Consider the following 23,448-nt stretch of genomic DNA (forward strand, 5'->3'; position numbering starts at 1 on the left):
AAAAAAATGCCCGCATCAATCGATGCGGGCATTTTTATTCGGACTTCAACATCAGGATCACTGATCGTCAAAGTACCGCTCATGCCAATCCACCAGCGGCTGTGGCGAGTTGAGTTTCTGGCCGTAGATCACCGAGTACGACAGTACGTTTTGCACATACTGGCGGGTTTCGTCGAACGGGATGCTTTCCACCCACACGTCGAAGCTCAGGTGATCCGCACCGCGCAGCCACTGGCGTACACGGCCGGGGCCGGCGTTGTAGGCGGCGGAGGCGAGGACGCGGTTGCCGTTGAACTGGCTGTGGACCTGGCTCAGGTACGCGGCGCCGAGCTGGATGTTCTTGTCCGGGTCGAGCACTTGCTGCGGCGAGGCCAGCGGAATGCTGAACTTGCGTGCGGTTTCCTTGGCGGTGCCGGGCATCAGCTGCATCAGGCCGCTGGCGCCGACGCCGGAACGGGCGTCGGCCATGAAGGCGCTTTCCTGGCGGGTAATGGCGAACACCCAGCTCGAGTGCAAGCCACGGACCTTGGCTTCACGCACCAGGGTTTCGCGGTGGGCCATCGGGAAGCGGATGTCCAGATCGTCCCAGTATTGCGCCTGACTGATGGTGCGAATCGCCGGGAAATACCATTTCAGGTCGTAGGCCAGTTTTGCCTGGGCGACCATTTCGTCACGGTTTAAGTGACGGCTGACGTGGTACCACTCGCGACGACCGTCGACGATCTGCCCGCGGGCGTGGAACTCGAGGGCGCGACGAATGCCTGGCGTGTTGCGCACCTTGTTGATCAGCGCCTGGCTCAGTACCAGCGGTTTGTTGTTTAGCGAGTAGGGCGATTGTGAACGGTCAGCGGCAAGGAAACCGTAGAAGTCGCGCTCACGGGCCAGGTTCTTGTACAGGTTTTGTACTTCCGGGTTCTGCGGCTGCGCCAGTTCCAGGCTGCGGGCCTGCCAGTAGCGCCAGCGGTTGGTGGTCGCCAGGTCCTGCGGCAAGCGCCGAGTCAGCTGATAGGCATCGTCCCAGCGGGCCAGACGCAACAGCAGGCGCATGCGCCATTCGGACACGGTGTTGTCGCGCAGTTCCGGGTCGTACCTGGTCATCATTTCCAGTGCGCGAGGGTCGAAACGTTTGGCGAGGGTCAACCCGATTTCACGGGCGATCGCCACTTTTTCGTCGCGGGAGAAGTGCATGCTGCTGGCGTAGCCGTCGAGCAGGTTCATGGCTTTGTCCGGGTCCTGGCGGGCCAGGCGGCGCAGACCGAGACTGACCACGTCGGACATCGGTTCGTCGGCAGGGGTGAAGCGCGACGGCTGATTCAGCAGTTCAGGTTTTTGCGCCACATCCACCAGCAAACGACCGCGAGGGGCGAGGGTGGTCAGGCCATTGACCAGGCTGTTGGCCAGCGGATAGTTGCGCGCCTGGGCGGCGAGCTTCGTGCGCTCCCAGCGTTTCTGTTCGGTCAGTTGACCTTCGGCGGCCCATTGCCCGAACAGCGCGTCGCAGGCGGCGGGTTGGGATTTGCCGGTCAGCCAGAGTTTATTGGCGTTGGCGTAGCCTTCGGCTTTCTGGTTGTGACCAATCTGGTACTGCGCGTTGAGGCAGTCCAGTTCGGTGAAATTGAGCTTGGGGTCGTAGTATTTAACGAAGGTCGCCCAGTCGCCGCGTTCGGCCAGCCAGCGCAACCAGCGCAATTTCATCCAGTTGGCCTGGGGCAGGTCACCGTGTTCGGCGAGGAATTTTTCGATTTCGGCATTGCTGGCCGTTTTCAGCCGAGCGGTCAGTTCGTCGTAGGCCAGGTACGGCTCCAGTGGATAATCACTAAGGGCCTGGCTGTAGCGAAAATATGGGCCGGTATCGCCCTTGGCCAAGGCTCGCTTGGCCTCATCGTAATATTGGCGCTGGGTGGACAGGTCCACCGCCTGGGCGGTTTGAGCGGCAGCGGCAGAAAGAAGCAAGCAAGATAAAAAACTGAAGAGGCGGCTGCGCATGAGACGTCCGGGCATAGAAATCACGACAAGTGCAGACTTAACCTGCACCGAATTATCTGTAGCTTAGCCTTTTGCCAGCAACGGGCGAAAGCTTTGCGGGCCTCTCGGCACAAGTTCGCAACAATTGTCATGCAGAGTGCTTCGACATTGAAATTGCCGGCCTTCTGAAGCCTCAAGTCAGGTAGAATGCGCGCCCGGTTTTTGGAGAAGCTCATGACCCTGCTCAAATTCAGCGATGTGTCCCTTGCTTTCGGCGCTATGCCGTTGTTGGACAAGGTGTCCTGGCAGATCGCCCGTGGTGAGCGGGTGTGCATCATCGGCCGCAACGGCACTGGCAAGTCCAGCATGATGAAGCTCGTCAAGGGCGACCAGAAGCCCGACGAAGGCTCCGTTTGGCGCGCGCCCGGCCTCAAGATTGGCGAATTGCCGCAAGAACTGCCGGTAGCCGACGAGCGGACCGTGTTCGACGTAGTGGCTGAAGGCCTGGACGGTGTCGGCGAGCTGCTCGCGCAGTATCACCACCTGAGCCAGAACATCGTCACCGACGCCGACCTGGACAAGCTGATGCACGTCCAGCACGACCTCGAAGCCCGCGATGGCTGGCGTTTGCAGCAACTGGTCGACAGCACCTTGAGCCGTCTGCAGTTGCCGGCCGACAAGACTCTCGCCGAATTGTCCGGCGGCTGGCGTCGTCGCGTCCTGCTGGCCCAGGCCCTGGTTTCCGAACCGGACCTGCTGCTGCTCGACGAACCGACCAACCACCTGGACATCGGTGCAATCGCCTGGCTCGAAGAGGCGCTGAAGGATTTCCAGGGCGCCGTGCTGTTCATCACGCACGACCGTTCATTCCTGCAAAACCTCGCGACCCGCATTCTGGAACTGGATCGCGGCGGCCTGATCGACTGGAACGGCGACTACGCCAGTTTCCTGGTGCACAAAGAAGCCTCCCTGGCCGCTGAAGAAACCGCTAACGCGCTGTTCGACAAGAAGCTGGCCCAGGAAGAAGTCTGGATCCGCCAGGGCATCAAGGCCCGTCGTACCCGTAACGAAGGCCGCGTCCGCGCATTGAAAGCCCTGCGTGTTGAGCGTAGTGAGCGTCGTGAGCGCACCGGCAAGGCCAACATTCAGTTGGACACCGCTGACAAGTCCGGCAAACAGGTGATGGTCCTCGAGAACGTGAGCTTTGCTCACCCGGGCGGTCCGTTCCTGATCAAGGATTTCTCGATGGTCCTGACGCGGGGCGACCGTATCGGTCTGCTCGGCGCCAACGGTACCGGCAAAACCACGCTGCTGAAGCTGATGCTCAGCGGTCTACAACCAACCAGCGGCACAGTGGAAGAGGGGACGCGCATCGACGTGGCCTACTTCGACCAGTTGCGCCATCAGCTGGACCTGGAAAAGACCGTGATCGACAACGTGGCCGAAGGTCGCGACTTCATCGATATCGATGGGCAGAGCCGTCACGTGCTGAGTTACCTCGGCGACTTCCTGTTCAGCCCTCAGCGTGCCCGCACGCCAGTCAAGGCGCTGTCGGGTGGTGAACGTGCGCGTCTGTTGCTGGCGAAACTGTTCAGCAAACCGGCGAACCTGCTGGTTCTCGACGAACCGACCAACGACCTCGACGTCGAAACCCTCGAGCTGCTGGAAGAGGTCTTGCTGACCTTCAACGGCACCGTGCTGATGGTCAGCCACGACCGGGCATTCCTCGACAACGTGGTCACCAGCACCCTGGTCTTCGAAGGTGAAGGCAAGGTGCGCGAGTACGTCGGCGGTTATCAGGACTGGCTACGTCAGGGCGGCTCGCCGCGCCTGCTGGGCGTGACCGAGAGTAAATCCGGCAAGGCCGACCTGACCTCTGCGGTCGTGACGGCGGAAGCGGCCCCGGTTGCTGCGGCAGTCGAAGCACCGGTGGCGAAGAAGAAGCTCAGCTACAAATTGCAGCGTGAGCTGGAAATGTTGCCGGCCCAGATCGAAGCCATGGAACAGCAGATCGCTGCCGTCGAGGCCCAGATGGCCGATGCCGGTTTCTATCAGCGTCCTGCGGTCGAGACCGCTGCCGTGATCGCTCAGCTTGAGCAGTTGCAGGCTGAACTCGACGTGATGGTCGAGCGTTGGGCTGAGCTGGATGCCTGATTGATGCTGTAACAAAAAAGCCCGGCGTTCAGTGATGAGCGCCGGGCTTTTCGTATGGAATGCGATCTACACGTTGCTATAGATCCCCTGTAGGAGCGAGAAGGGTCGCTCCCACAGGGTACGGGTTTTCAGCTTTTGATCAGGCGCACCGCGAGCACATCACACGGAGCGCCGTGCAGCACGTCGTTGGCCGTCGAGCCCAGCAGCAATGCCAGGCCGTGTCGGCCATGGCTGCCCACCACGATCAGGTCGCAGGTCTGTTCCTTGGCCAGGTGGTGAATCTCCTGGCGTGGCTGGCCGTAGGTCAGGTGGCTGTATTCTTTGGAGAGTTCCGGATATTTCAGGATCAGTCGGTCCAGGCGTTCCTTGGCCTGATCGAACTGCTGCTGTTGCAGTTGTGACAGGTCCATGGGGACGTCACCGCCAAAGGCCATGGCCATCGGTTCGACGATATGGACCAGGGACAGTTTCGCGCCATTGCTCACTGAAAGCTCGCGAGCACGGTGGATTACAGGGTCGCACTCTTCGGTTAGATCTACAGCGACCAGAATATGGTGGTAGGGCATGAGGTGCTCCTCCTGAGGATTGCAATATTGGTAAGTATGGCTGGTTTCAAGCGCAATGGTTCCAAAGTGACTCAAAGCGCTCATCAAGAATCGGGAGTACAGATATGACGGTCTGGATAGTGGTGTCAATCCTGCTGGTGGTGCTGAGTCCGCTGGCATGGTTGCGACCGTCCCGTGGACAGAGCGGGCGCATGGCTCTGCGCATGGAAGCGCGGCGTATCGGCCTCGCCATGCAGCTTGCGCCCCAGGAGTGGCCGCACTGGCTGAGCCAGGAGCCGCCGAGCCCTTGCGCCCAGTACCATCGGCCACGTCGTGGCAATCAACCGGCGTGCTGGAGTTACTGGCAAAAGTCGCCGGGTGTGTGGGTGAACCAGTGGCAGGAGATTTGCGAAGATCGAGCGCTGCTCAATCATTTCGAAAAATTGCCAGCCAACGTCTACAAGGTTGAAGCGGACAAACAGATGATCACTCTGTATTGGGGCGAGAAGGGCGAAGCGACGGTTTTGCAAGACATCGATGCGGTGCTGAAAGCACTGGCGTGACTCACGGACATTTCGCGCTGCAATGGCGCGAAACCTCCGACAGACAGGCAATAAAAAGCCCGACATCATCATCGGGCTGGGGTTGGCCAGGCAGGCCGGTAATTCTTTGTGCCGCCGATCTTACGCTTGGCGTTCGCCAAAAGTGTTCAATTTTTTTTCTCAAGGTCCCGCCAGCGTAGTCTGTTAAACAAAGGCTGCAGAGAATTAGGGCGACTTTTCTAACTATTGATTCTATGAATGGCTTCACATGCAGGGGCGTGTTGAAGATCTTCGTAGTACGGAAGTGACCGCAAAGTCGCGTTTGAACCCGCATTTTGGGCGATTGACAATTGCCGGAAATTCCGTGAAGGTGGCGTACCCAAATCAAACGGGCGTATGAATTGAGCGTTTGTATTTAACATCGCTCCTACAGAATCCCGACTATCGCGTTGGCGGGTGTGCCGGGTAGATGGGCGTAGCATTGACGTTAAGCGTCCCTGCCAAGCCATTTGCCTGCGTCCGACGTGTACTGTTCAGCTTCCATATCGTGGAGATCAGTTGATGATTTACGAAGGTAAAGCCATCACGGTTAAGGCTCTTGAAAGTGGCATCGTCGAATTGAAATTCGACCTCAAGGGTGAGTCCGTCAACAAGTTCAACCGTCTAACCCTGAACGAACTGCGTCAGGCCGTAGACACCATCAAGGCAGATGCTTCGATCAAGGGTGTGATCGTCAGCAGTGGCAAGGACGTCTTCATCGTCGGCGCCGACATCACCGAATTTGTCGAGAACTTCAAGCTGCCTGATGCAGAGCTTGTTGCTGGCAACCTGGAAGCCAACAAGATTTTCAGCGATTTCGAAGACCTCAACGTCCCGACTGTCGCCGCGATCAACGGCATCGCTCTGGGTGGCGGTCTGGAAATGTGCCTGGCGGCGGATTACCGCGTCATGTCCACCAAGGCCAAGATCGGTCTGCCGGAAGTCAAGCTGGGCATCTACCCGGGCTTCGGCGGTACCGTGCGTCTGCCGCGCCTGATCGGTGCCGACAACGCTATCGAGTGGATTGCCGCCGGCAAGGAAAACCGTCCTGAAGACGCGCTGAAAGTAGGCGCCGTCGATGCCGTGGTTGCCCCTGAGAAATTGCAGGAAGCGGCCCTGGAGCTGATCAAGCGCGCCATCTCTGGCGAGTTTGACTACAAGGCCAAGCGTCAGCCGAAGCTGGAAAAGCTGAAGTTGAACGCCATCGAACAAATGATGGCCTTCGAAACCGCCAAGGGTTTCGTGGCCGGTCAAGCCGGTCCGAACTACCCGGCACCGGTCGAAGCGATCAAGACCATCCAGAAAGCCGCGAACTTCGGTCGTGACAAGGCGCTGGAAATCGAAGCCGCCGGTTTCGTCAAACTGGCCAAGACCTCTGCTGCGCAGAGCTTGATCGGTCTGTTCCTGAATGATCAGGAGCTGAAGAAAAAGGCCAAGGCCTACGATGAAATCGCCAAGGATGTGAAGCAGGCCGCCGTATTGGGCGCCGGCATCATGGGTGGCGGTATCGCTTATCAGTCGGCCTCCAAAGGTACGCCGATCCTGATGAAGGACATCAACGAGCACGGTATCGAGCAAGGCCTGGCTGAAGCCGCCAAGCTGCTGGTCGGCCGCGTTGATAAAGGTCGCATGACCCCAGCGAAAATGGCTGAAGTGCTCAACGGCATCCGTCCGACCCTGTCCTACGGTGATTTCGGTCACGTTGACCTGGTCGTCGAGGCAGTCGTCGAAAACCCGAAGGTCAAGCAAGCCGTTCTGGCCGAAGTCGAAGACAAGGTCAAAGAGGACACCATCCTCGCGTCCAACACCTCGACCATTTCCATCACCTTGCTGGCCAAAGCCCTCAAGCGTCCGGAAAACTTCGTCGGCATGCACTTCTTCAACCCGGTGCACATGATGCCGCTGGTTGAAGTGATTCGTGGCGAGAAGTCCAGCGAGCTGGCCGTGGCCACCACCGTTGCCTACGCCAAGAAAATGGGCAAGAACCCGATCGTCGTCAATGACTGCCCGGGCTTCCTGGTCAACCGCGTCCTGTTCCCGTATTTCGGCGGTTTCGCCAAGCTGGTCAGCGCCGGTGTGGACTTCGTCCGTATCGACAAGATCATGGAAAAATTCGGCTGGCCAATGGGCCCGGCGTACCTGATGGACGTGGTCGGCATCGACACCGGCCACCACGGTCGTGACGTGATGGCTGAAGGTTTTCCGGACCGCATGAAAGACGACCGTCGCTCGGCTGTCGACGTGCTCTACGAAGCCAAGCGCCTGGGCCAGAAGAATGGCAAGGGTTTCTACGCTTACGAGACCGACAAGAAAGGCAAGCAAAAGAAAGTGGCCGATCCGTCGGTGCTGGAAGTGCTCAAGCCGATTGTTTACGAGCAGCGCGAAGTCACTGACGAAGACATCATCAACTGGATGATGATCCCGCTGTGCCTGGAAACCGTGCGTTGCCTGGAAGACGGCATTGTCGAAACCGCCGCCGAAGCCGACATGGGCCTGGTCTACGGTATTGGTTTCCCTCCATTCCGTGGCGGTGCGCTGCGCTACATCGATTCGATCGGTGTTGCCGAGTTCGTTGCCCTGGCTGACCAGTACGCTGATTTGGGCGCGCTGTACCACCCGACCGCAAAACTGCGTGAAATGGCCAAAACCGGCCAACGGTTCTTCGGTTAAGCGTCCCAACACTTGAGCGAGAGTGAAATTTTATGAGCTTGAATCCAAGAGACGTCGTGATTGTCGACTTCGGTCGTACTCCGATGGGCCGCTCCAAGGGCGGCATGCACCGCAACACCCGCGCCGAAGACATGTCGGCGCACCTGATCAGCAAATTGCTGGAACGCAACGTCAAGGTTGATCCGAACGAAGTCGAAGACGTGATCTGGGGCTGCGTAAACCAGACCCTGGAGCAGGGCTGGAACATCGCTCGCATGGCGTCCCTGATGACGCAGATCCCGCACACTGCCGCCGGCCAGACCGTCAGCCGTCTGTGTGGTTCGTCGATGAGCGCGCTGCACACTGCCGCACAAGCGATCATGACTGGCAACGGTGACGTGTTCGTCGTCGGCGGCGTCGAGCACATGGGCCACGTGAGCATGATGCACGGTGTCGATCCGAACCCGCACATGTCGCTGTACGCGGCAAAAGCCTCGGGCATGATGGGTCTGACCGCTGAAATGCTGGGTAAAATGCACGGCATCACTCGCGAACAACAGGACGCTTTCGGCGTGCGCTCCCACCAGCTCGCTCACAAGGCGACCCTGGAAGGCAAGTTCAAAGACGAAATCATCCCGATGCAAGGCTACGACGAGAACGGTTTCCTGAAACTGTTCGACTACGACGAAACCATTCGTCCGGAAACTACCCTGGAAAGCCTGGCGGCTCTGAAGCCAGCGTTTAACCCCAAGGGCGGCACCGTGACAGCCGGTACTTCGTCGCAGATCACCGATGGTGCTTCGTGCATGATCGTGATGTCGGCACAGCGTGCACAGGACCTGGGCATCCAGCCGCTGGCGGTTATCCGCTCGATGGCGGTGGCAGGTGTGGATCCGGCGATCATGGGCTATGGTCCAGTACCGGCCACTCAGAAAGCACTGAAACGTGCGGGCCTTGGCATTAACGATATCGACTTCTTCGAGCTCAACGAAGCTTTCGCTGCACAGGCCCTGCCAGTGCTGAAAGATCTGAAAGTGCTCGACAAGATGAACGAGAAGGTTAACCTGCACGGCGGCGCGATCGCCCTGGGTCACCCGTTCGGTTGCTCCGGTGCCCGTATTTCCGGCACCCTGCTGAACGTGATGAAGCAGAATGGCGGCACCTTCGGGGTTGCCACCATGTGCATTGGTCTCGGCCAAGGCATCTCCACCGTCTTCGAACGCGTTTAAGCGTTTCGTTGACGGAAGCCGGGGCCAAGTGCCCCGGTTTTTGTTTTTCTGAATTTATTTTTTGTTTTTATTTTTAAAAGATTTGAGTGAGGGCCAAACCATGCCGATACAACCTGGGCTCTACCAGCATTACAAAGGTCCGCAGTACCGCGTATTCAGTATCGCGCGGCATTCGGAAACCGAGGAAGAAGTGGTCTTCTACCAAGCCCTGTATGGCGATTACGGCTTTTGGGTGCGTCCCTTGAGCATGTTCCTGGAGTCGGTCGAGGTTGACGGCGAACAGGTGCCACGCTTTGCTTTGGTGGAAGCCGAACCGAGCCTTTTTTCGAAGGCATAAGCTGAGTGCGCGCAGGACCCTGCGCTTGACCTCACCTTGTAGCCACTATATATAGCGGTGCCGCGTCAGGCGCCAACCGCCTTTCACTTCTAGAATTCAGGAATTTTCTGATCCATGGGCAAATCGCTGGTCATTGTGGAATCCCCGGCTAAGGCCAAGACCATCAACAAGTATCTGGGTAACCAATACGTGGTGAAGTCGAGTATCGGCCATATCCGAGACCTGCCCACCAGCGGTTCGGCTAGCGCCAGCAAAGAGCCTGCCGCCAAGCGCGGCAAGGCCGCCGCGGGTGAAGGTCCGGTGCTCACGCCGAAAGAGAAGGCGCGCAAGCAGCTGGTCTCGCGCATGGGTGTCGATCCCGATCATGGCTGGAAAGCCAAGTACGAGATCCTCCCGGGCAAGGAAAAGGTCATCGAAGAGCTGCGCCGGCTCGCCAAAGATGCTGACACCATCTATCTCGCAACCGACTTGGATCGCGAGGGGGAAGCCATTGCCTGGCACCTGCGCGAAGCCATCGGTGGTGATGACAGCCGCTATAAGCGCGTGGTGTTCAACGAAATCACCAAGAAAGCGATTCAGGAAGCCTTCTCCAAACCGGGCGAGCTGGACATTGACCGTGTCAACGCACAACAGGCGCGTCGTTTCCTCGACCGCGTGGTGGGTTACATGGTTTCGCCACTGCTGTGGGCCAAAGTCGCCCGTGGCCTGTCCGCCGGTCGCGTGCAATCGGTAGCCGTGAAGCTGGTGGTCGAGCGTGAGCGTGAAATCCGCGCGTTCAACCCCGAAGAATACTGGGAAGTCCACGCCGACCTCGGCACCGCCAAGGGCGCCACCGTGCGCTTCGACGTGGCTCGCGAGAAAGGCGAAGCCTTCAAGCCGCTCAACGAAGCCCAGGCCATGGCCGCGCTGGAGAAGCTCAAGGCTTCCAGCTACAGCATCGTCAAGCGCGAAGACAAGCCGACCAGCAGCAAGCCGTCGGCGCCGTTTATCACGTCCACCCTGCAACAGGCTGCGAGTAACCGCCTGGGCTTCGGCGTGAAGAAAACCATGATGATGGCCCAGCGTCTGTATGAAGCCGGCTACATCACGTATATGCGTACCGACTCCACCAACCTCTCGGCCGATGCCGTGACGATGGCGCGCACCTATATTGAAGGCGAGTTCGGCAAGAAGTACCTGCCGGAAAACCCGAATGTCTACAGCAGCAAGGAAGGCGCACAAGAGGCTCACGAAGCGATTCGTCCGTCTGACGCCAATACCGAGCCAAGCAAGCTGTCGGGCATGGAGCGTGATGCAGAGCGGCTCTACGAGCTGATCTGGCGCCAGTTCCTCGCGTGCCAGATGCTGCCAGCCCAATACCTGTCGACCACGGTCACCGTCGGTGCCGGCGATTTCGAGCTGCGCGCCAAGGGCCGTATCCTGAAGTTCGACGGTTACACCCGGGTCATGCCGCAGATTGCCAAGCCTGGCGATGACGACGTGCTGCCGGACATGGCCCAGGGCGACGCGATGAAGCTCATCAAGCTTGATCCGACCCAGCACTTCACCAAGCCGCCGGCGCGTTACTCGGAAGCGAGCCTGGTCAAGGAGATGGAAAAACGCGGCATCGGTCGTCCTTCGACCTACGCCGCGATCATTTCCACCATTCAGGACCGTGGCTACGTTGCGCTGCACAACCGTCGTTTCTACTCGGAAAAGATGGGCGACATCGTGACCGAGCGTCTGGCCGAGAGCTTCTCCAATCTCATGGACTACGGCTTCACCGCCGGCATGGAAGAGAACCTCGATGACGTGGCCCAGGGCGAACGCGACTGGAAAAACGTGCTCGACGAATTCTACGGCGACTTCAAGAAGAAACTCGAAGTAGCCGAAAGCGCCGAAGGCGGCATGCGCGCCAACCAGCCGGTGATGACTGATATCCCGTGCGTGTTGTGCGGGCGTCCGATGCAGATTCGTACCGCATCGACCGGCGTGTTTCTGGGTTGCTCGGGTTACAGCCTGCCGCCGAAAGAACGCTGCAAGGCCACCGTCAACCTGGTACCGGGCGATGAAATCGCGGCGGACGACGAGGGTGAATCGGAATCCCTGGTATTGCGCGGCAAGCACCGTTGCCCGATCTGCAGCACGGCGATGGACGCCTACCTGCTGGATGAGAAGCGCAAGCTGCACATCTGCGGTAACAACCCGGATTGCGCTGGTTATGAAATCGAAGAGGGCACCTATCGCATCAAGGGCTACGAAGGTCCGAGCCTGGAATGCGACAAGTGCGGCAGCGAGATGCAGCTCAAGACCGGCCGTTTCGGCAAGTTCTTCGGTTGCACCAACGCGACGTGCAAGAACACCCGCAAACTGCTGAAAAGCGGTGATGCGGCGCCGCCGAAGATGGATCCGGTGAAGATGCCTGAGCTGAAATGCGAAAAGGTCAACGACACCTACATCCTGCGCGACGGTGCTTCCGGCCTGTTCCTGGCGGCCAGTCAATTCCCGAAAAACCGCGAGACACGTGCTCCGCTGGTCATGGAAATTGTGCCGCACAAGGATGAGATCGATCCGAAGTACCACTTCCTCTGCGAAGCACCGAAGAAAGATCCGGACGGCCTGCCTGCGGTGATCCGCTACAGCCGCAAGACTAAAGAGCAGTACGTGCAGACTGAAGTCGACGGTAAGCCGACTGGCTGGAAGGCGTACTACGACGGCGGTAAATGGACGGTCGAAGACAAGCGTCCAGCGAAGGTCGCTAAGGCTTAACAGGTGCTGTACTGAAAAGGCCGCATGACAACCTACTGGTTTTCATGCGGCCTTTTTGTTTTGTGCTTGCGGTAGGATCGGCGGATCCACGACACTGTCTGACCTGCGTGAAGCAATTATTTCGTTGTGGAGGCTGCCGTCATGGCCCACGAACTCTATACCCGTACCAACCAGAAGATTTATTTCGCCGGCCTGTCGCTGGAAGCGCTAGCCAAGGCTGAAGAGGGGCGGGCGATGAACTCCCTGGCGCTGATTCAGGCTGGGCGCGAGTCGACGTTGTTTCACCTGTACGGTGCGTTGCTGGGGCTGTGCCATGAAATCGCTGGCTTCTACCGCTTGCCTCAGGCCAATGCACCTCGGGCAGAAATGTTGCTGACCCGCGAAGTGCTGGAAGCCATCGCCATTCCCGAGATGGCTGAGATGTTCGAGCTGGCCCAGAATCCGGAAACCTGGCTGGCGAAGCTGCTGGCGGCTCACGCGGCGATGTTTCAACCGCCTCGCGCTCCGCATAAGCCCAAGGGCGACGTGACTCAGCCGCTCATCCTGGCCGTTAACCTGGATGAGGAAGACGCGCCTGAGGAATTGAGTCGCGAAGAGCTGGAGAGCTGGCGTCAGAACCTCAAAGGGTTGGCGATCCGGTTTCGCGAAGGTTTGAACGAGTGCTGATCGACTGAGAGCCGGCGGCGCGATTAAAAGCGCTGCTGGTCAAGTTACCGAGCGAAGCCTGGCCGATGCCTATATAATCCCCGCCTTTCGTGGAGAACAGACCTTTATGCCAACGTCCTTTCTAGAAATTGTCGAGTTACCAGACGGCCGGATTGAGCTGCGCAGGGCCGAGGACGAGGGTTCTCTGGTTACTTTGGATTTCTCCGAGGATGCCAAGGCTTTCCTGCAGGGCCAACACGTGGAAGTCGCCAAGGCGATGTTGAGCGTGGGTGTTCAGATGGCAGGACGCCTGGTTGAAGGCGAATTTAATACGGATGAGAGTTCGCGGGTCCTCCACTGATCCCATTCGTCGCTTTCTGCTAATACGGTTACGAACTGGCTTCTCTATCCTTTGAGAAGCCCCGCGCTTTGCGTTGCGCGCATTATTGATACATTAACCCAAGCGAATATTCAGGCTCTGCGCATCTCCGGTACGGGCTGCGCTGATCAACTGTTGCCGTGAGTTTGCGTTCAATGGGTTGAGCCAACTGACAACCGTATGGCTGCGGCCCAAGCGCAAGGCTTCGCAGGTCAACTGCTGAGCGCTCTGAGTGCCGCGAGGTTGCAGCAGCAGGATGCGTTCGCGGTTAAGACCGGCGTCCCGCAACCACGTCTGAGTCAGGCTGGCGGGCGGGGCGATCAGTGTCAGCCACCGCGCGTCTTGATCCTGACTCAATTCACGAAGAATCGGCGCCAAAAGGTTCAAGCAATTCCCGGCCGCACCACGCAGTGAAAGCTCGCTGAAGACTTCGGGTTCGGCGTTCCAGGGCGACTCGACCACGTCTTTCAGGATCGGGGCCAACGGCTGCACCATGAATGCCTCGAACAACGGCAGTTGTGCTTGCTGCGATGTGTGTGGGAACTGCATAAAGCCTCCTTTAGCGGCGAATGACGCCGACACTCAAGCCTTCAATCACCAGTTCCTGATCTTTCAGGTTGACTTCGATAGGGGCGAATTCAGGGTTTTCGGCAATTAACCAGACCTTACTGCCATCTCGCTTGAAGCGCTTGACGGTCACTTCGTCACCGATCCGCGCCACGACGATCTGGCCATTGCGGGCTTCCCGGGTGGTGTGGACGGCCAACAGGTCGCCGTCGAAAATGCCGACGTCCTTCATGCTCATGCCATGAACGCGCAGCAGATAGTCAGCACGCGGATGGAAGAAGGCAGGGTTGATGTTGCAGGACTCCTCGATGTGCTGCTGGGCCAGAATCGGCGCACCGGCAGCCACTCGGCCAATGATCGGCAGAGTAGACTCGTCGGCCTTGGCTTCGAAGCCCGGAATGCGGATGCCACGGGAAGCGCCCGGGGTCATCTCGATTGCACCCTTGCGGGCCAGCGCCTTGAGGTGTTCTTCCGCCGCGTTAGGCGACTTGAAACCCAGTTCCTGAGCGATTTCCGCACGGGTCGGCGGGTAGCCGTTGTCTTCGAGGCAGCGTTTGATGAAGGCCAGAATCTCTGCTTGGCGTGGCGTCAGCTTTAGCATATTGATCGCTCTGTCTTTTTATACAGTGACTGGGATTATATACAGTGGAACGGTCTTGGCAATGCCCCTTTTTTCGCCGGCCGCTGGACGGTCGATCAGCCAGCTGATTAAAGCCTCGCCGTTGTATGGTTAAATAGCTGACCGACCATTCCCAAAACGAACCGGCAGGCTTGACAATGCACAGGCTGAAACGTATGTTTCAAACAAGTGTTTGTCAGGCGGAGTAGCCATGGCCCAGTCGGAAACCGTTGAACGCATTCTTGATGCTGCCGAGCAGTTGTTCGCGGAAAAAGGTTTCGCCGAAACCTCGTTGCGTCTGATCACCAGCAAAGCCGGTGTCAATCTGGCGGCGGTGAATTATCACTTCGGTTCGAAGAAGGCGCTGATCCAGGCTGTCTTCTCGCGCTTTCTCGGGCCGTTTTGCCTGAGCCTTGATAAAGAGCTGGAGCGGCGTCAGTCCAAGCCTGAAAACAAGCCGACACTCGAAGAGTTGCTCGAGATTCTCGTTGAGCAAGCCCTCGTCGTGCAGCCGCGCAGCGGCAACGATCTGTCTATCTTCATGCGCTTGCTGGGGTTGGCGTTCAGTCAAAGCCAGGGCCACCTGCGTCGTTATCTGGAAGACATGTACGGCAAGGTGTTCCGCCGCTACATGATGCTGGTCAACGAAGCCGCGCCGCGTATTCCGCCGATCGAACTGTTCTGGCGCGTGCACTTCATGCTCGGCGCTGCGGCGTTCAGCATGTCCGGTATCAAGGCGTTGCGCGCCATTGCCGAGACCGATTTCGGCGTTAACACCTCCATTGAGCAAGTGATGCGTCTGATGGTGCCGTTCCTGGCCGCAGGCATGCGTGCCGAAACAGGCGTCACCGATGTGGCCATGGCCACCGCACAACTGCGTCCGCGCAGCAAGTCGGCCCCGGCTGCCGCCAAGGTTTAGCCGCGCACGGGTGGGCGCGGCGACTGACATCCGCTAAGCTAGCCGCCCATGCCGACTCTCGTTCTGAACCCGCTTCCCAATGATGTCGCCGACCTGCCGGGCACAGCCCAAGGCGGCGAACGCGTGCGCGCCGGGTTTTTCGTTATCAAGGAATCTCTATGACTGCTGGCCTGCAAGGCTCGTTGATGGTGGACGTCGCCGGTACCTGGCTGACGGCCGAAGATCGCCAATTGTTGCGTCAGCCCGAAGTGGGTGGCCTGATCATTTTCGCCCGTAACATCGAAAATCCGCGTCAGGTGCGCGAGTTGAGCGCTGCGATCCGCGCCATTCGTCCCGACCTGCTGCTGGCGGTGGATCAGGAAGGCGGTCGCGTTCAGCGTCTGCGCCAAGGCTTCGTGCGGCTGCCGGCCATGCGCGCCATCGCCGACAATCCGAACGCCGAATACCTGGCCGAGCAGTGCGGATGGATCATGGCCACCGAAGTGCTGGCCGTTGGCCTCGATCTGAGTTTCGCCCCGGTGCTGGACCTGGATTACCAGCGCAGCGCCGTCGTGGGCACCCGTTCGTTTGAAGGTGACCCGGAGCGCGCAGCGCTGCTGGCGGGTGCATTCATTCGCGGCATGAACAGTGCCGGCATGGCTGCCACCGGCAAGCATTTTCCCGGTCACGGCTGGGCCGAGGCGGATTCCCACGTCGCGATCCCGAACGACGAACGCAGCCTCGATGAAATCCGCACCAACGACCTGGTGCCGTTCGCCAGATTGAGCAAACAACTGGCTGCCGTCATGCCAGCCCACGTTATTTACCCGCAAGTCGATTCCCAGCCGGCCGGGTTTTCCCGCCGCTGGTTGCAGGACATTTTGCGCGGTGAGCTGCAATTCGATGGTGTGATCTTCAGTGACGACCTGTCCATGGCCGGTGCCCACGTGGTAGGCGATGCCGCCAGCCGTATCGAGGCCGCGCTGACCGCTGGCTGCGACATGGGCCTGGTGTGTAACGACCGCGCTGCAGCGGAGCTGGCCTTGAGCGCTGCCCAGCGCTTGAAGGTCAAGCCATCCGAGCGCATTGCGCGGATGCGTGGCCAGTCGTATGCCAACACTGAATACCGTCAGAACCCGCGCTGGCTGACTGCCATAGGCGCGCTTAAAGAAGCTCAACTGATTGAATAAGGACTTTTCGTTATGACGGTTTACGCGATTATCGGTGGCACCGGCCTGACCCAGCTCGAAGGCCTGAACATTCGTCAGTCGCTGGCGGTGGACACGCCCTATGGCGCGCCTTCGGCCGACGTGCAGATTGGTGAATACGCCGGCAAGGAAGTGCTGTTCCTCGCCCGTCACGGTCACCCGCACCGTTTTCCGCCGCATCAGGTGAATTACCGCGCCAACCTTTGGGCGCTGAAACAGGCGGGTGCCGAGGCGATCCTCGCGGTCAACGCCGTGGGCGGAATTCATGCTGCAATGGGTACTGGGCACTTTTGTGTGCCTCATCAGTTGATCGACTACACCAGCGGTCGCGAGCACACCTATTTCGCTGGCGACCTGGATCACGTCACCCACATCGATTTCAGCTATCCCTACAGCGAACCACTGCGCCAGCAATTGATCGCGGCATTGGCGGCTGAAGGCGTCGATTACAGCAGTCAGGGCATCTACGCCTGCACCCAGGGCCCACGTCTGGAGACCGTCGCTGAAATCGCAAAACTGGAACGCGACGGCTGCGACATCGTCGGCATGACCGGCATGCCGGAAGCGGCGTTGGCCCGTGAGCTGGAACTGGATTATGCGTGTCTGGCGCTGGTGGTGAACCCGGCAGCCGGCAAGTCCACGGCGGTGATCACCATGGCCGAGATCGAGCAGGCGTTGCAGGACGGGATGGGCAAGGTCAAGTCCACGTTGGCGCGGGTGTTGGCGGGTTGAGTATCAGCGGTCGGATTAGGTGCCTGGCTGCTTTACGATTCAATGAGTTTCAAGCGGTGTTGATGTCGTGACCACAATAACTGAGCAACTTCATGCGCTACCCTGGGCAGAGGTGTTCAGCCATCGTGCTCTGGAAAAAGCTCGCAGGTACGCGGATGAGGATCGGATAACGATCCGTCAAATTGATGACCTCATGGTTATCGCTACGTGCATCGGCTCCCAGGCGCAGGCATACGAGCAGGTCATTGAGCTCACTGAAGATCGGCGTGGGCAAGCGCAGCTCCAATGCGTTTGCTCCTGCCCTGTCATGTTCAATTGCAAGCACTGCGCCGCAGTCATCTATCACCTGCAAGAACATCCCGTTAACACACCTGAAAGTGCCGTCCAGGTTCACTTGAATCGTGAACTGGAACGCTGGATCGACGGTATTCCTTCTGCAAGCAATCCCCCTGACGAGTCGGCGCAGGGAGCAGGCACGCGCCTGTTTTACAAACTCAGGGCAACATCCTCTGCCGGGAAATGGACGCTGGAAATTTTCAAGGCCCATCAGCTCAAGGACGGCCGCCTGCAAGACATCAAGCCGGTGTACTCGCTGTCGGATACGCTGATTCGGCAACCCGGTTACCTGACCGAACTGGATCTGCGGATCGCCAGATTGTTGGTCGCCGTTCACTCCCACCACGCCCATTACGCTGGCTACCCCTTGGAAGGCAGCAGTGGGGTGGAACTTATCGAAATGCTGTTGCGAACCTCGCGCTTTTTCCTTGACCTCGATCAGCCAAAACCCCTGACGCCGGGAATGAGAAGAACAGGTCAATTTTCCTGGGCCGAACAATCCAATGGCAGTTTCCGTCCTCAATGGGGCAGCGACGAAGCGCCAGTGGAAACGATCCTGGCCCTGGAACCCTTGTATTATCTGGATCGCGAGCGGCTGCAAGTCGGACCGCTGTTCAGCGAGCTGGACGAAAAGCTGGCCCGTCACTTGTCATTGGCTCCCGATATTCCTGCAGGTCAGGCGATGCAGTTCAGCCAGCGGATGACCGCTGCGACCCGGGCAGCACCACCTCCGTACGCCCTGACGGAACGGGTCGTCGAAGGCATTTTTCCTCAGGCTCACCTGGCGCTCGCCAGCGGCAAGCGTTACGTCCGCTGGCAGTACGAGCCAGAGCACCGGGCTGCATTGGCGTTTACCTACAACGGCCATCCGACGTCGGACCGAAACCCGGAGGTGCTGATCCTTTCGGGTACCGAAATCCAGCGCATCCAGCGCAACCCTGTCGCCGAAAAAGCCTTGCGCCAAGCCCTGCAAAAACATGGTTTTAAAAAGGCCACACGCAAAAGCAACCTGGATCGTCCAGGCGAAATGTTCGCCCTGCCGGATGACGCGGCCTGGCTTGCTTTTGTGCGCCATGGCATCCCGGCGCTGCGGGAGAAAAACTGGCTGATCGATATCAGCGATAACTTTGAGTTCAACGTGCACCCCGTCGAACAGTGGTATGCAGAAGTCGAGGAGGAGTCGGGGCGCCAGTGGTTCGATTTGCAGCTGGGCATCGTCGTCAACGGCGAGCGTCATAGCCTGTTGCCCATCCTGCTGCATTTGCTACGTAGCCAGCCACAGTTGATGGAACATGCGAGCTTGGCCCAGCGCAATGATGACGAACAGCTACTGATTGAACTTGGCGATGGGCGTTTCGGTGGTAAATCCCATGGCAAAGTCGCACTCCCTTTTGGCCGGATAAAACCGCTGATGGCGACCCTTGGCGAGTTGTACCTGGGTAAACATCTGGGCGACTCGTTGCGTTTGAGTGCTCCGGATGCGGCGCGGCTGAGTGCGCTGGAAGGCATTCCGCTGGTCTGGCAGGGCGGTGAACGACTGCGCAGTTTTGCAAAGCGTTTACGGGAGTCGATCCATGCTCATGTCCCGGCGCCCGAGGGCCTGAACGCGACGCTACGACCTTATCAGCTGGAAGGGCTGAACTGGATGCAAACCCTTCGAGAACTGGAGGTCGGCGGTATTCTCGGCGACGACATGGGCCTGGGAAAAACCCTGCAAACCCTGGCTCATCTGCTGACAGAAAAACAGGCCGGACGGCTTGATCGTCCGGCGCTGGCTGTGATGCCCACCAGTCTGATCCCCAACTGGCTCGACGAATCGCAGCGCTTTACCCCGCAGTTGAAGGTCTTGGCACTGCATGGTGCGGCGCGGCAAAAAGACTTTGCCAGTCTTGCCGAATACGACTTGGTATTGACCACCTATGCGCTGTTGCCGCGCGATCTGGAGGTTTTACAGCCTCAGGTCTGGAGTGTGCTGATTCTCGATGAGGCGCAGAACATCAAGAATCCGGTCAGCAAAGCGGCTCAAGCAGCCCGAGACCTGCAGGCCCGCCAGCGATTGTGTCTGTCCGGCACCCCGCTGGAAAATCATCTCGGCGAGTTGTGGTCGCAATTTCACTTTTTGCTGCCTGGCTGGCTTGGCGACAGCAAAACCTTCAATCGCGACTACCGCACGCCGATCGAGAAGCACGGCAATAACGAACGGATGCAACATCTGACGGCCCGGATAAAGCCCTTTTTGCTACGTCGCAAGAAAGATCAGGTGGCAACCGAATTACCACCGAAAACCGAGATTGTGCATTGGGTTGATCTCAGCGATGGGCAGCGGGATGTGTATGAAACCGTGCGCGTAGCAATGGATAAGAAGGTGCGTGACGAAATTGCCCGCAGTGGTGTCGGGCGCAGTCAAATCATCATCCTCGATGCATTGCTCAAGCTGCGTCAGGTGTGCTGCGATCTACGGTTGATCAAAACGCCGCTCACCGCCAAAGCCCTTCGTTCTGGCAGCGGGAAACTGGTCAGCCTGATGGAGATGCTGGAAGAGTTGCTCAGCGAAGGCCGCAAGGTGCTGCTGTTTTCTCAGTTCACTTCGATGCTCGCCTTGATTGAGGACGAGTTGCAGCAACGTGGTCAGGGTTACTCGTTGTTGACGGGTGAGACAACGGATCGGCGCACACCGGTCAAGGACTTTCAGAGCGGTAAAGTGCCGCTGTTTCTGATCAGTTTGAAGGCTGGCGGCACAGGTCTGAACCTGACAGCTGCGGATACAGTCATCCATTTTGATCCCTGGTGGAACCCTGCGGTCGAAAACCAGGCGACTGATCGGGCCTACAGGATCGGGCAAAACAAACCTGTGTTCGTCTACAAGCTGATAGCCCGTGGCACCGTAGAAGAAAAAATTCAGGCATTGCAGTTGGAGAAGGCCGCGCTGGCCGGGGCGGTGCTTGAAGGTGGAGCGACGGGTGGCTGGAAGCTTGAGCAGAGTGACATTGAAGCGCTGTTTGCACCGTTGCCAAATCTCAAGTCCTGATTTCCGATCTCTTGACTGAAAACGAGTTGACCCTATCGCGGGCAAGACACGCTTCCACAGGATGATCGCTGAACCTGTGGGCGCGTGGCTTGCCCGCGAAATCGATCTGCCGGGCGCCGCAGACCTCAGCGTTTCTCGAGCTTATCCGGCAACGGCGCAAACAACGCTTCAATATCATCGCTCTGCAACTTCCAGTCGCCAGTCTTGCGCCCATCCAGCACACCGGCCGCCAGGTCGGATTTTTCCTTTTGCAGGTGCTGAATCTTCTCTTCCACCGTGCCTCGGGCAATCATCTTGTAGACGAACACCGGCTTCTCCTGGCCGATGCGATACGCCCGATCTGTCGCCTGATTTTCCGTCGCCGGGTTCCACCAAGGATCGTAGTGGATCACCGTATCCGCTTCCGTCAGGTTCAAACCGACACCGCCTGCCTTCAAGCTGATCAGAAAGATCTGACGCTTGCCGCTCTGAAAGTCCTTCACGGGGGCGCGGCGGTCACGGGTCTGTCCCGTCAGCAACGCGTATTCAACACCGCGTTTCTTCAGTTCGACCTCGATCAACGCCAGCATCGAGGTGAATTGCGAAAACAGCAAAATTCGCCGACCTTCCTCAAACAGCTCATCCAGCATTTCCATCAGGCTGTCGAGCTTGCCCGAGGTGCTGCCGCGAGTCGGCGGCACGGCATCGTTGACCAGGCGCAAGTCGCAGCACACCTGGCGCAGTTTCAGCAGCGCTTCAAGAATGATGATTTGGCTGCGCGCCACGCCTTTGCGAGTGATCTCGTCGCGGACTTTCTTGTCCATCGCCAGGCGCATGGTTTCATACACATCGCGCTGGGCTTCGTTGAGTTCGACCCAATGGATGATCTCGGTCTTCGGCGGCAATTCCGTCGCGACCTGCTCCTTGGTCCTGCGCAGCAGGAACGGTTTGATCCGACCGTTGAGGTGCTGAAGTCTGACTTCACTGGCGCGTTTTTCAATCGGTACGCGGTAATCGCGGTTGAAGCTTTTCACGTCGCCAAGCCAGCCAGGCAAGAGGAAGTGGAACAGCGACCACAGCTCGCCGAGGTGGTTTTCCAGCGGCGTGCCACTCAGGCACAGGCGCTGGCGCGCATTCAGCTCGCGGGCGGCGTGGGCGGCCTTGCTGTTGGGGTTCTTGATGTATTGCGCTTCGTCCAGTACCAGCACGTGCAGCGGCTGCGCGGCCAGGCGTTCGACGTCCTTTGGCAGCAGTGCATAGGTGGTGAGGATCAGGTCGTAATCGACCAGGTGATCAAAGTGTTTTTTGCGACTGGCGCCGTACAGCGCCAGCACTTTGAGCTGTGGCGTGAAGTGCGCGGCTTCATCGAGCCAGTTCGGGATCAGGCTGGTGGGCATCACCACCATGCACGGCCGATCGAGGCGTCCGGCGTTCTTCTCACTAAGAATATGCGCCAGCGTCTGTAGGGTTTTACCCAGGCCCATGTCGTCCGCGAGAATTCCGCCGACTTCCAGTTGCCGTAGCGACTGCATCCAGCTCAAGCCTTCCAGCTGATATGGGCGCAAGGTCGCGTTCAAGCCTTCGGGGGCTGTTGCGGTGTAATCCTTGATGTCCCGCAGGCGCTGGGCAAACGTGCGGATCTGCTCGCCACCTTCCCAAAGCAGCGGCATGCCTTCCAGCGGATTCAGGCGAGTGGCGTCGGCCTTGCTCAGGCGTAGCGTGGTTTCGCCGGGCTCTTGCAGGTAGAACTCGCCAAGCGTCGCCAGCACCGGTTTCAAGCGGCCGAAGGGCAGGGCGACCTGCAAGGGGCCGTGCTGGGAATTCGGGCGGTTGGGAATGTTCACCAGAATCAGTTCGTCGTCGCGTCGGCGGGCGAGGCGTTCCGGATTGAGGATTTCGGTGTGGGAGCGCATCAGGTTCAGCAGGATCGGCAGCAAGCTCAAGCGCTCGCCGTTGACGATGATCCCCAGCTCCAGATCAAACCAGTCGCGCTCCGGTGCCTGCTCGACGGTGGCGTACCAATCGTCCACGGCGGTCAGGTCGAAGCCGAAATCTTCGTCGATCTGCAGCTCCCAACCTTGAGTGCGCAGTTTCGGCAATTCATTGAGGGTGAAGGTCAGCCAGGCGCTGTCGTTGACCATTTCATAGAGTTCGCCAGCGCTTTCCGGCAAGGCCTTGCTTTGTCGGGTGGCGATCTTGAAACCGAGAATTCGCAGCTGCTCCCGGTAGGCCTGTTCGACTTCCGGGTGGCGTTTTATCCGTAGCGTCTGGGTTTCCTGGCGAATCAGTACATCGGCGTTCTTCTGCCCGGAAACGTACTCATCCAGATAGCTGAACGACAGCGCCGCCCGATGCTGGATGTAGCGCTGCATCTTGCCGTTGCGTGGTTCGAAGGCGCTGAACTCGATGCTCGCCAGCCACAGGCGCGGTATCGGTTGCACGTTGTCCACAAGGACTTGGGGTGGCGCCTTTGGGCTGCGGTTTTCCAATACCGCCTGAAGTTTTTCCAGCAGTTCGGCGTCTTGTGCGGCGGCGGGGTAGGCGAGGGTTTCCTGCACCTTCAGCAGCACCGCCGCGCAATGTTTGCAGTTGACGTGAACCGGGCACGTGCACGTGGCGTCGACCATCAGCAAGGTCGCTTTGGCCGACTCGCGCAGGCGGATGGTCTGGCGGTACACGTTACCGCCAGAGCCTTCGCAAGCGGCGACGATCGTGGCATCGCCAGCCTCGACGATCCTGACGCGGTTCTCCAGCGCGTAGCGACGGCCACGCTCCAGGCTCTGTTCCTTGAATCGGCTGACCCAGGAAGGTGCCAGGGGTTTGCTCAGGGTCGCTGACATAGGGACTCA

Annotated in this window: 18 protein-coding genes; 12 read left to right on the top strand and 6 right to left on the bottom strand. The window is 58.9% G+C overall.

The genetic code is table 11. The features are described 5' to 3' along the window. Positions 1–57: 57 nt before the first annotated feature. A complete protein-coding gene (locus tag AB4N91_RS06635; protein WP_200666697.1) occupies positions 58–1,986 on the bottom strand; it encodes a transglycosylase SLT domain-containing protein in 1,929 nt (642 codons plus the stop codon). Between the two features lie 213 nt (positions 1,987–2,199). Between AB4N91_RS06635 and AB4N91_RS06640 the strand changes: the two genes are divergently transcribed. Beyond that, entirely contained in the window at positions 2,200–4,119 is a 1,920-nt protein-coding gene (locus AB4N91_RS06640) for an ATP-binding cassette domain-containing protein (protein WP_010456369.1), read from the top strand. Positions 4,120–4,247: 128 nt separating this feature from the next. Here AB4N91_RS06640 and AB4N91_RS06645 read toward each other — a convergent pair whose 3' ends face one another. After that, positions 4,248–4,685: a universal stress protein gene (locus AB4N91_RS06645; RefSeq protein WP_077748224.1), complete on the bottom strand. Its 438-nt coding sequence runs from the start codon at positions 4,683–4,685 to the stop codon at positions 4,248–4,250. 104 nt (positions 4,686–4,789) lie between these two features. Between AB4N91_RS06645 and AB4N91_RS06650 the strand changes: the two genes are divergently transcribed. The 7 genes from AB4N91_RS06650 (at position 4,790) to AB4N91_RS06680 (ending at position 13,214) form a co-directional block, all read left to right on the top strand. After that, a complete protein-coding gene (locus tag AB4N91_RS06650; protein ID WP_010456364.1) occupies positions 4,790–5,227 on the top strand; it encodes a hypothetical protein in 438 nt (145 codons plus the stop codon). Positions 5,228–5,767: 540 nt separating this feature from the next. Continuing rightward, entirely contained in the window at positions 5,768–7,915 is a 2,148-nt protein-coding gene (gene fadB / locus AB4N91_RS06655) for a fatty acid oxidation complex subunit alpha FadB (protein WP_083376184.1), read from the top strand. 32 nt (positions 7,916–7,947) lie between these two features. Next, on the top strand, positions 7,948–9,123 hold the full coding sequence (fadA, locus tag AB4N91_RS06660; protein WP_010456360.1) for an acetyl-CoA C-acyltransferase FadA: 1,176 nt from the start codon (positions 7,948–7,950) through the stop codon (positions 9,121–9,123). 100 nt (positions 9,124–9,223) lie between these two features. After that, complete coding sequence (locus tag AB4N91_RS06665) at positions 9,224–9,460, top strand: DUF1653 domain-containing protein (protein ID WP_010456358.1); 237 nt, start codon at positions 9,224–9,226, stop codon at positions 9,458–9,460. 114 nt (positions 9,461–9,574) lie between these two features. After that, entirely contained in the window at positions 9,575–12,208 is a 2,634-nt protein-coding gene (gene topA / locus AB4N91_RS06670) for a type I DNA topoisomerase (RefSeq protein WP_010456356.1), read from the top strand. Between the two features lie 141 nt (positions 12,209–12,349). Then, the gene (locus tag AB4N91_RS06675; RefSeq protein ID WP_010456354.1) at positions 12,350–12,874 is read left to right on the top strand and encodes a DUF6586 family protein; all 525 of its coding nucleotides are present in this window, start codon (positions 12,350–12,352) and stop codon (positions 12,872–12,874) included. A gap of 106 nt (positions 12,875–12,980) precedes the next feature. Then, the gene (locus AB4N91_RS06680; protein ID WP_010456352.1) at positions 12,981–13,214 is read left to right on the top strand and encodes a hypothetical protein; all 234 of its coding nucleotides are present in this window, start codon (positions 12,981–12,983) and stop codon (positions 13,212–13,214) included. Between the two features lie 93 nt (positions 13,215–13,307). On the opposite strand, the gene sulA is transcribed toward AB4N91_RS06680, so the two are convergent. Together sulA and lexA are read right to left on the bottom strand one after the other, a co-directional pair. Continuing rightward, positions 13,308–13,781 (bottom strand): SOS-induced cell division inhibitor SulA, encoded by a 474-nt coding sequence (gene sulA / locus AB4N91_RS06685; protein ID WP_010456350.1) that lies wholly within the window; start codon positions 13,779–13,781, stop codon positions 13,308–13,310. A 10-nt stretch (positions 13,782–13,791) separates the two neighbouring features. Further along, complete coding sequence (gene lexA / locus AB4N91_RS06690; RefSeq protein WP_007944149.1) at positions 13,792–14,400, bottom strand: transcriptional repressor LexA; 609 nt, start codon at positions 14,398–14,400, stop codon at positions 13,792–13,794. A gap of 229 nt (positions 14,401–14,629) precedes the next feature. Between lexA and AB4N91_RS06695 the strand changes: the two genes are divergently transcribed. The 3 genes from AB4N91_RS06695 to AB4N91_RS06705 all read left to right on the top strand — a co-directional run bounded on the left by AB4N91_RS06695 (position 14,630) and on the right by AB4N91_RS06705 (position 17,256). Further along, positions 14,630–15,337, top strand: coding sequence for a TetR/AcrR family transcriptional regulator (locus AB4N91_RS06695; RefSeq protein WP_010456345.1), 708 nt, complete (start codon positions 14,630–14,632; stop codon positions 15,335–15,337). Positions 15,338–15,507: 170 nt separating this feature from the next. After that, positions 15,508–16,506 carry a beta-N-acetylhexosaminidase gene (nagZ, locus tag AB4N91_RS06700; RefSeq protein ID WP_460112646.1) on the top strand — a complete coding sequence of 333 codons (999 nt, stop codon included), beginning with the start codon at positions 15,508–15,510 and terminating at the stop codon, positions 16,504–16,506. A gap of 12 nt (positions 16,507–16,518) precedes the next feature. Continuing rightward, entirely contained in the window at positions 16,519–17,256 is a 738-nt protein-coding gene (locus AB4N91_RS06705; protein ID WP_083376188.1) for an S-methyl-5'-thioinosine phosphorylase, read from the top strand. 97 nt (positions 17,257–17,353) lie between these two features. On the opposite strand, the gene AB4N91_RS06710 is transcribed toward AB4N91_RS06705, so the two are convergent. Beyond that, positions 17,354–17,542, bottom strand: coding sequence for a hypothetical protein (locus tag AB4N91_RS06710; protein WP_229801687.1), 189 nt, complete (start codon positions 17,540–17,542; stop codon positions 17,354–17,356). Positions 17,543–17,563: 21 nt separating this feature from the next. On the opposite strand from AB4N91_RS06710, the gene AB4N91_RS06715 reads away from it, so the two are divergent. Continuing rightward, complete coding sequence (locus AB4N91_RS06715; RefSeq protein WP_460112199.1) at positions 17,564–20,620, top strand: DEAD/DEAH box helicase; 3,057 nt, start codon at positions 17,564–17,566, stop codon at positions 20,618–20,620. Positions 20,621–20,745: 125 nt separating this feature from the next. On the opposite strand, the gene AB4N91_RS06720 is transcribed toward AB4N91_RS06715, so the two are convergent. Further along, positions 20,746–23,439: a DEAD/DEAH box helicase gene (locus AB4N91_RS06720; RefSeq protein ID WP_010456335.1), complete on the bottom strand. Its 2,694-nt coding sequence runs from the start codon at positions 23,437–23,439 to the stop codon at positions 20,746–20,748. Positions 23,440–23,448 lie beyond the last annotated feature (9 nt).

This window comes from Pseudomonas sp. H3_D04 (assembly GCF_054669175.1).

Coding starts and splice junctions, on each gene's coding strand:
- AB4N91_RS06665 (WP_010456358.1), top strand. CDS start 9,224: ATGCCGATACAACCTGGGCTCTACCAGCATTACAAAGGTCCGCAGTAC.
- topA (WP_010456356.1), top strand. CDS start 9,575: ATGGGCAAATCGCTGGTCATTGTGGAATCCCCGGCTAAGGCCAAGACC.
- lexA (WP_007944149.1), bottom strand. CDS start 14,400: ATGCTAAAGCTGACGCCACGCCAAGCAGAGATTCTGGCCTTCATCAAA.
- AB4N91_RS06720 (WP_010456335.1), bottom strand. CDS start 23,439: ATGTCAGCGACCCTGAGCAAACCCCTGGCACCTTCCTGGGTCAGCCGA.
- AB4N91_RS06635 (WP_200666697.1), bottom strand. CDS start 1,986: ATGCGCAGCCGCCTCTTCAGTTTTTTATCTTGCTTGCTTCTTTCTGCC.
- AB4N91_RS06645 (WP_077748224.1), bottom strand. CDS start 4,685: ATGCCCTACCACCATATTCTGGTCGCTGTAGATCTAACCGAAGAGTGC.
- AB4N91_RS06715 (WP_460112199.1), top strand. CDS start 17,564: ATGTTCAATTGCAAGCACTGCGCCGCAGTCATCTATCACCTGCAAGAA.
- AB4N91_RS06680 (WP_010456352.1), top strand. CDS start 12,981: ATGCCAACGTCCTTTCTAGAAATTGTCGAGTTACCAGACGGCCGGATT.
- AB4N91_RS06675 (WP_010456354.1), top strand. CDS start 12,350: ATGGCCCACGAACTCTATACCCGTACCAACCAGAAGATTTATTTCGCC.
- fadA (WP_010456360.1), top strand. CDS start 7,948: ATGAGCTTGAATCCAAGAGACGTCGTGATTGTCGACTTCGGTCGTACT.
- sulA (WP_010456350.1), bottom strand. CDS start 13,781: ATGCAGTTCCCACACACATCGCAGCAAGCACAACTGCCGTTGTTCGAG.
- AB4N91_RS06640 (WP_010456369.1), top strand. CDS start 2,200: ATGACCCTGCTCAAATTCAGCGATGTGTCCCTTGCTTTCGGCGCTATG.
- fadB (WP_083376184.1), top strand. CDS start 5,768: ATGATTTACGAAGGTAAAGCCATCACGGTTAAGGCTCTTGAAAGTGGC.
- AB4N91_RS06650 (WP_010456364.1), top strand. CDS start 4,790: ATGACGGTCTGGATAGTGGTGTCAATCCTGCTGGTGGTGCTGAGTCCG.
- AB4N91_RS06695 (WP_010456345.1), top strand. CDS start 14,630: ATGGCCCAGTCGGAAACCGTTGAACGCATTCTTGATGCTGCCGAGCAG.
- AB4N91_RS06705 (WP_083376188.1), top strand. CDS start 16,519: ATGACGGTTTACGCGATTATCGGTGGCACCGGCCTGACCCAGCTCGAA.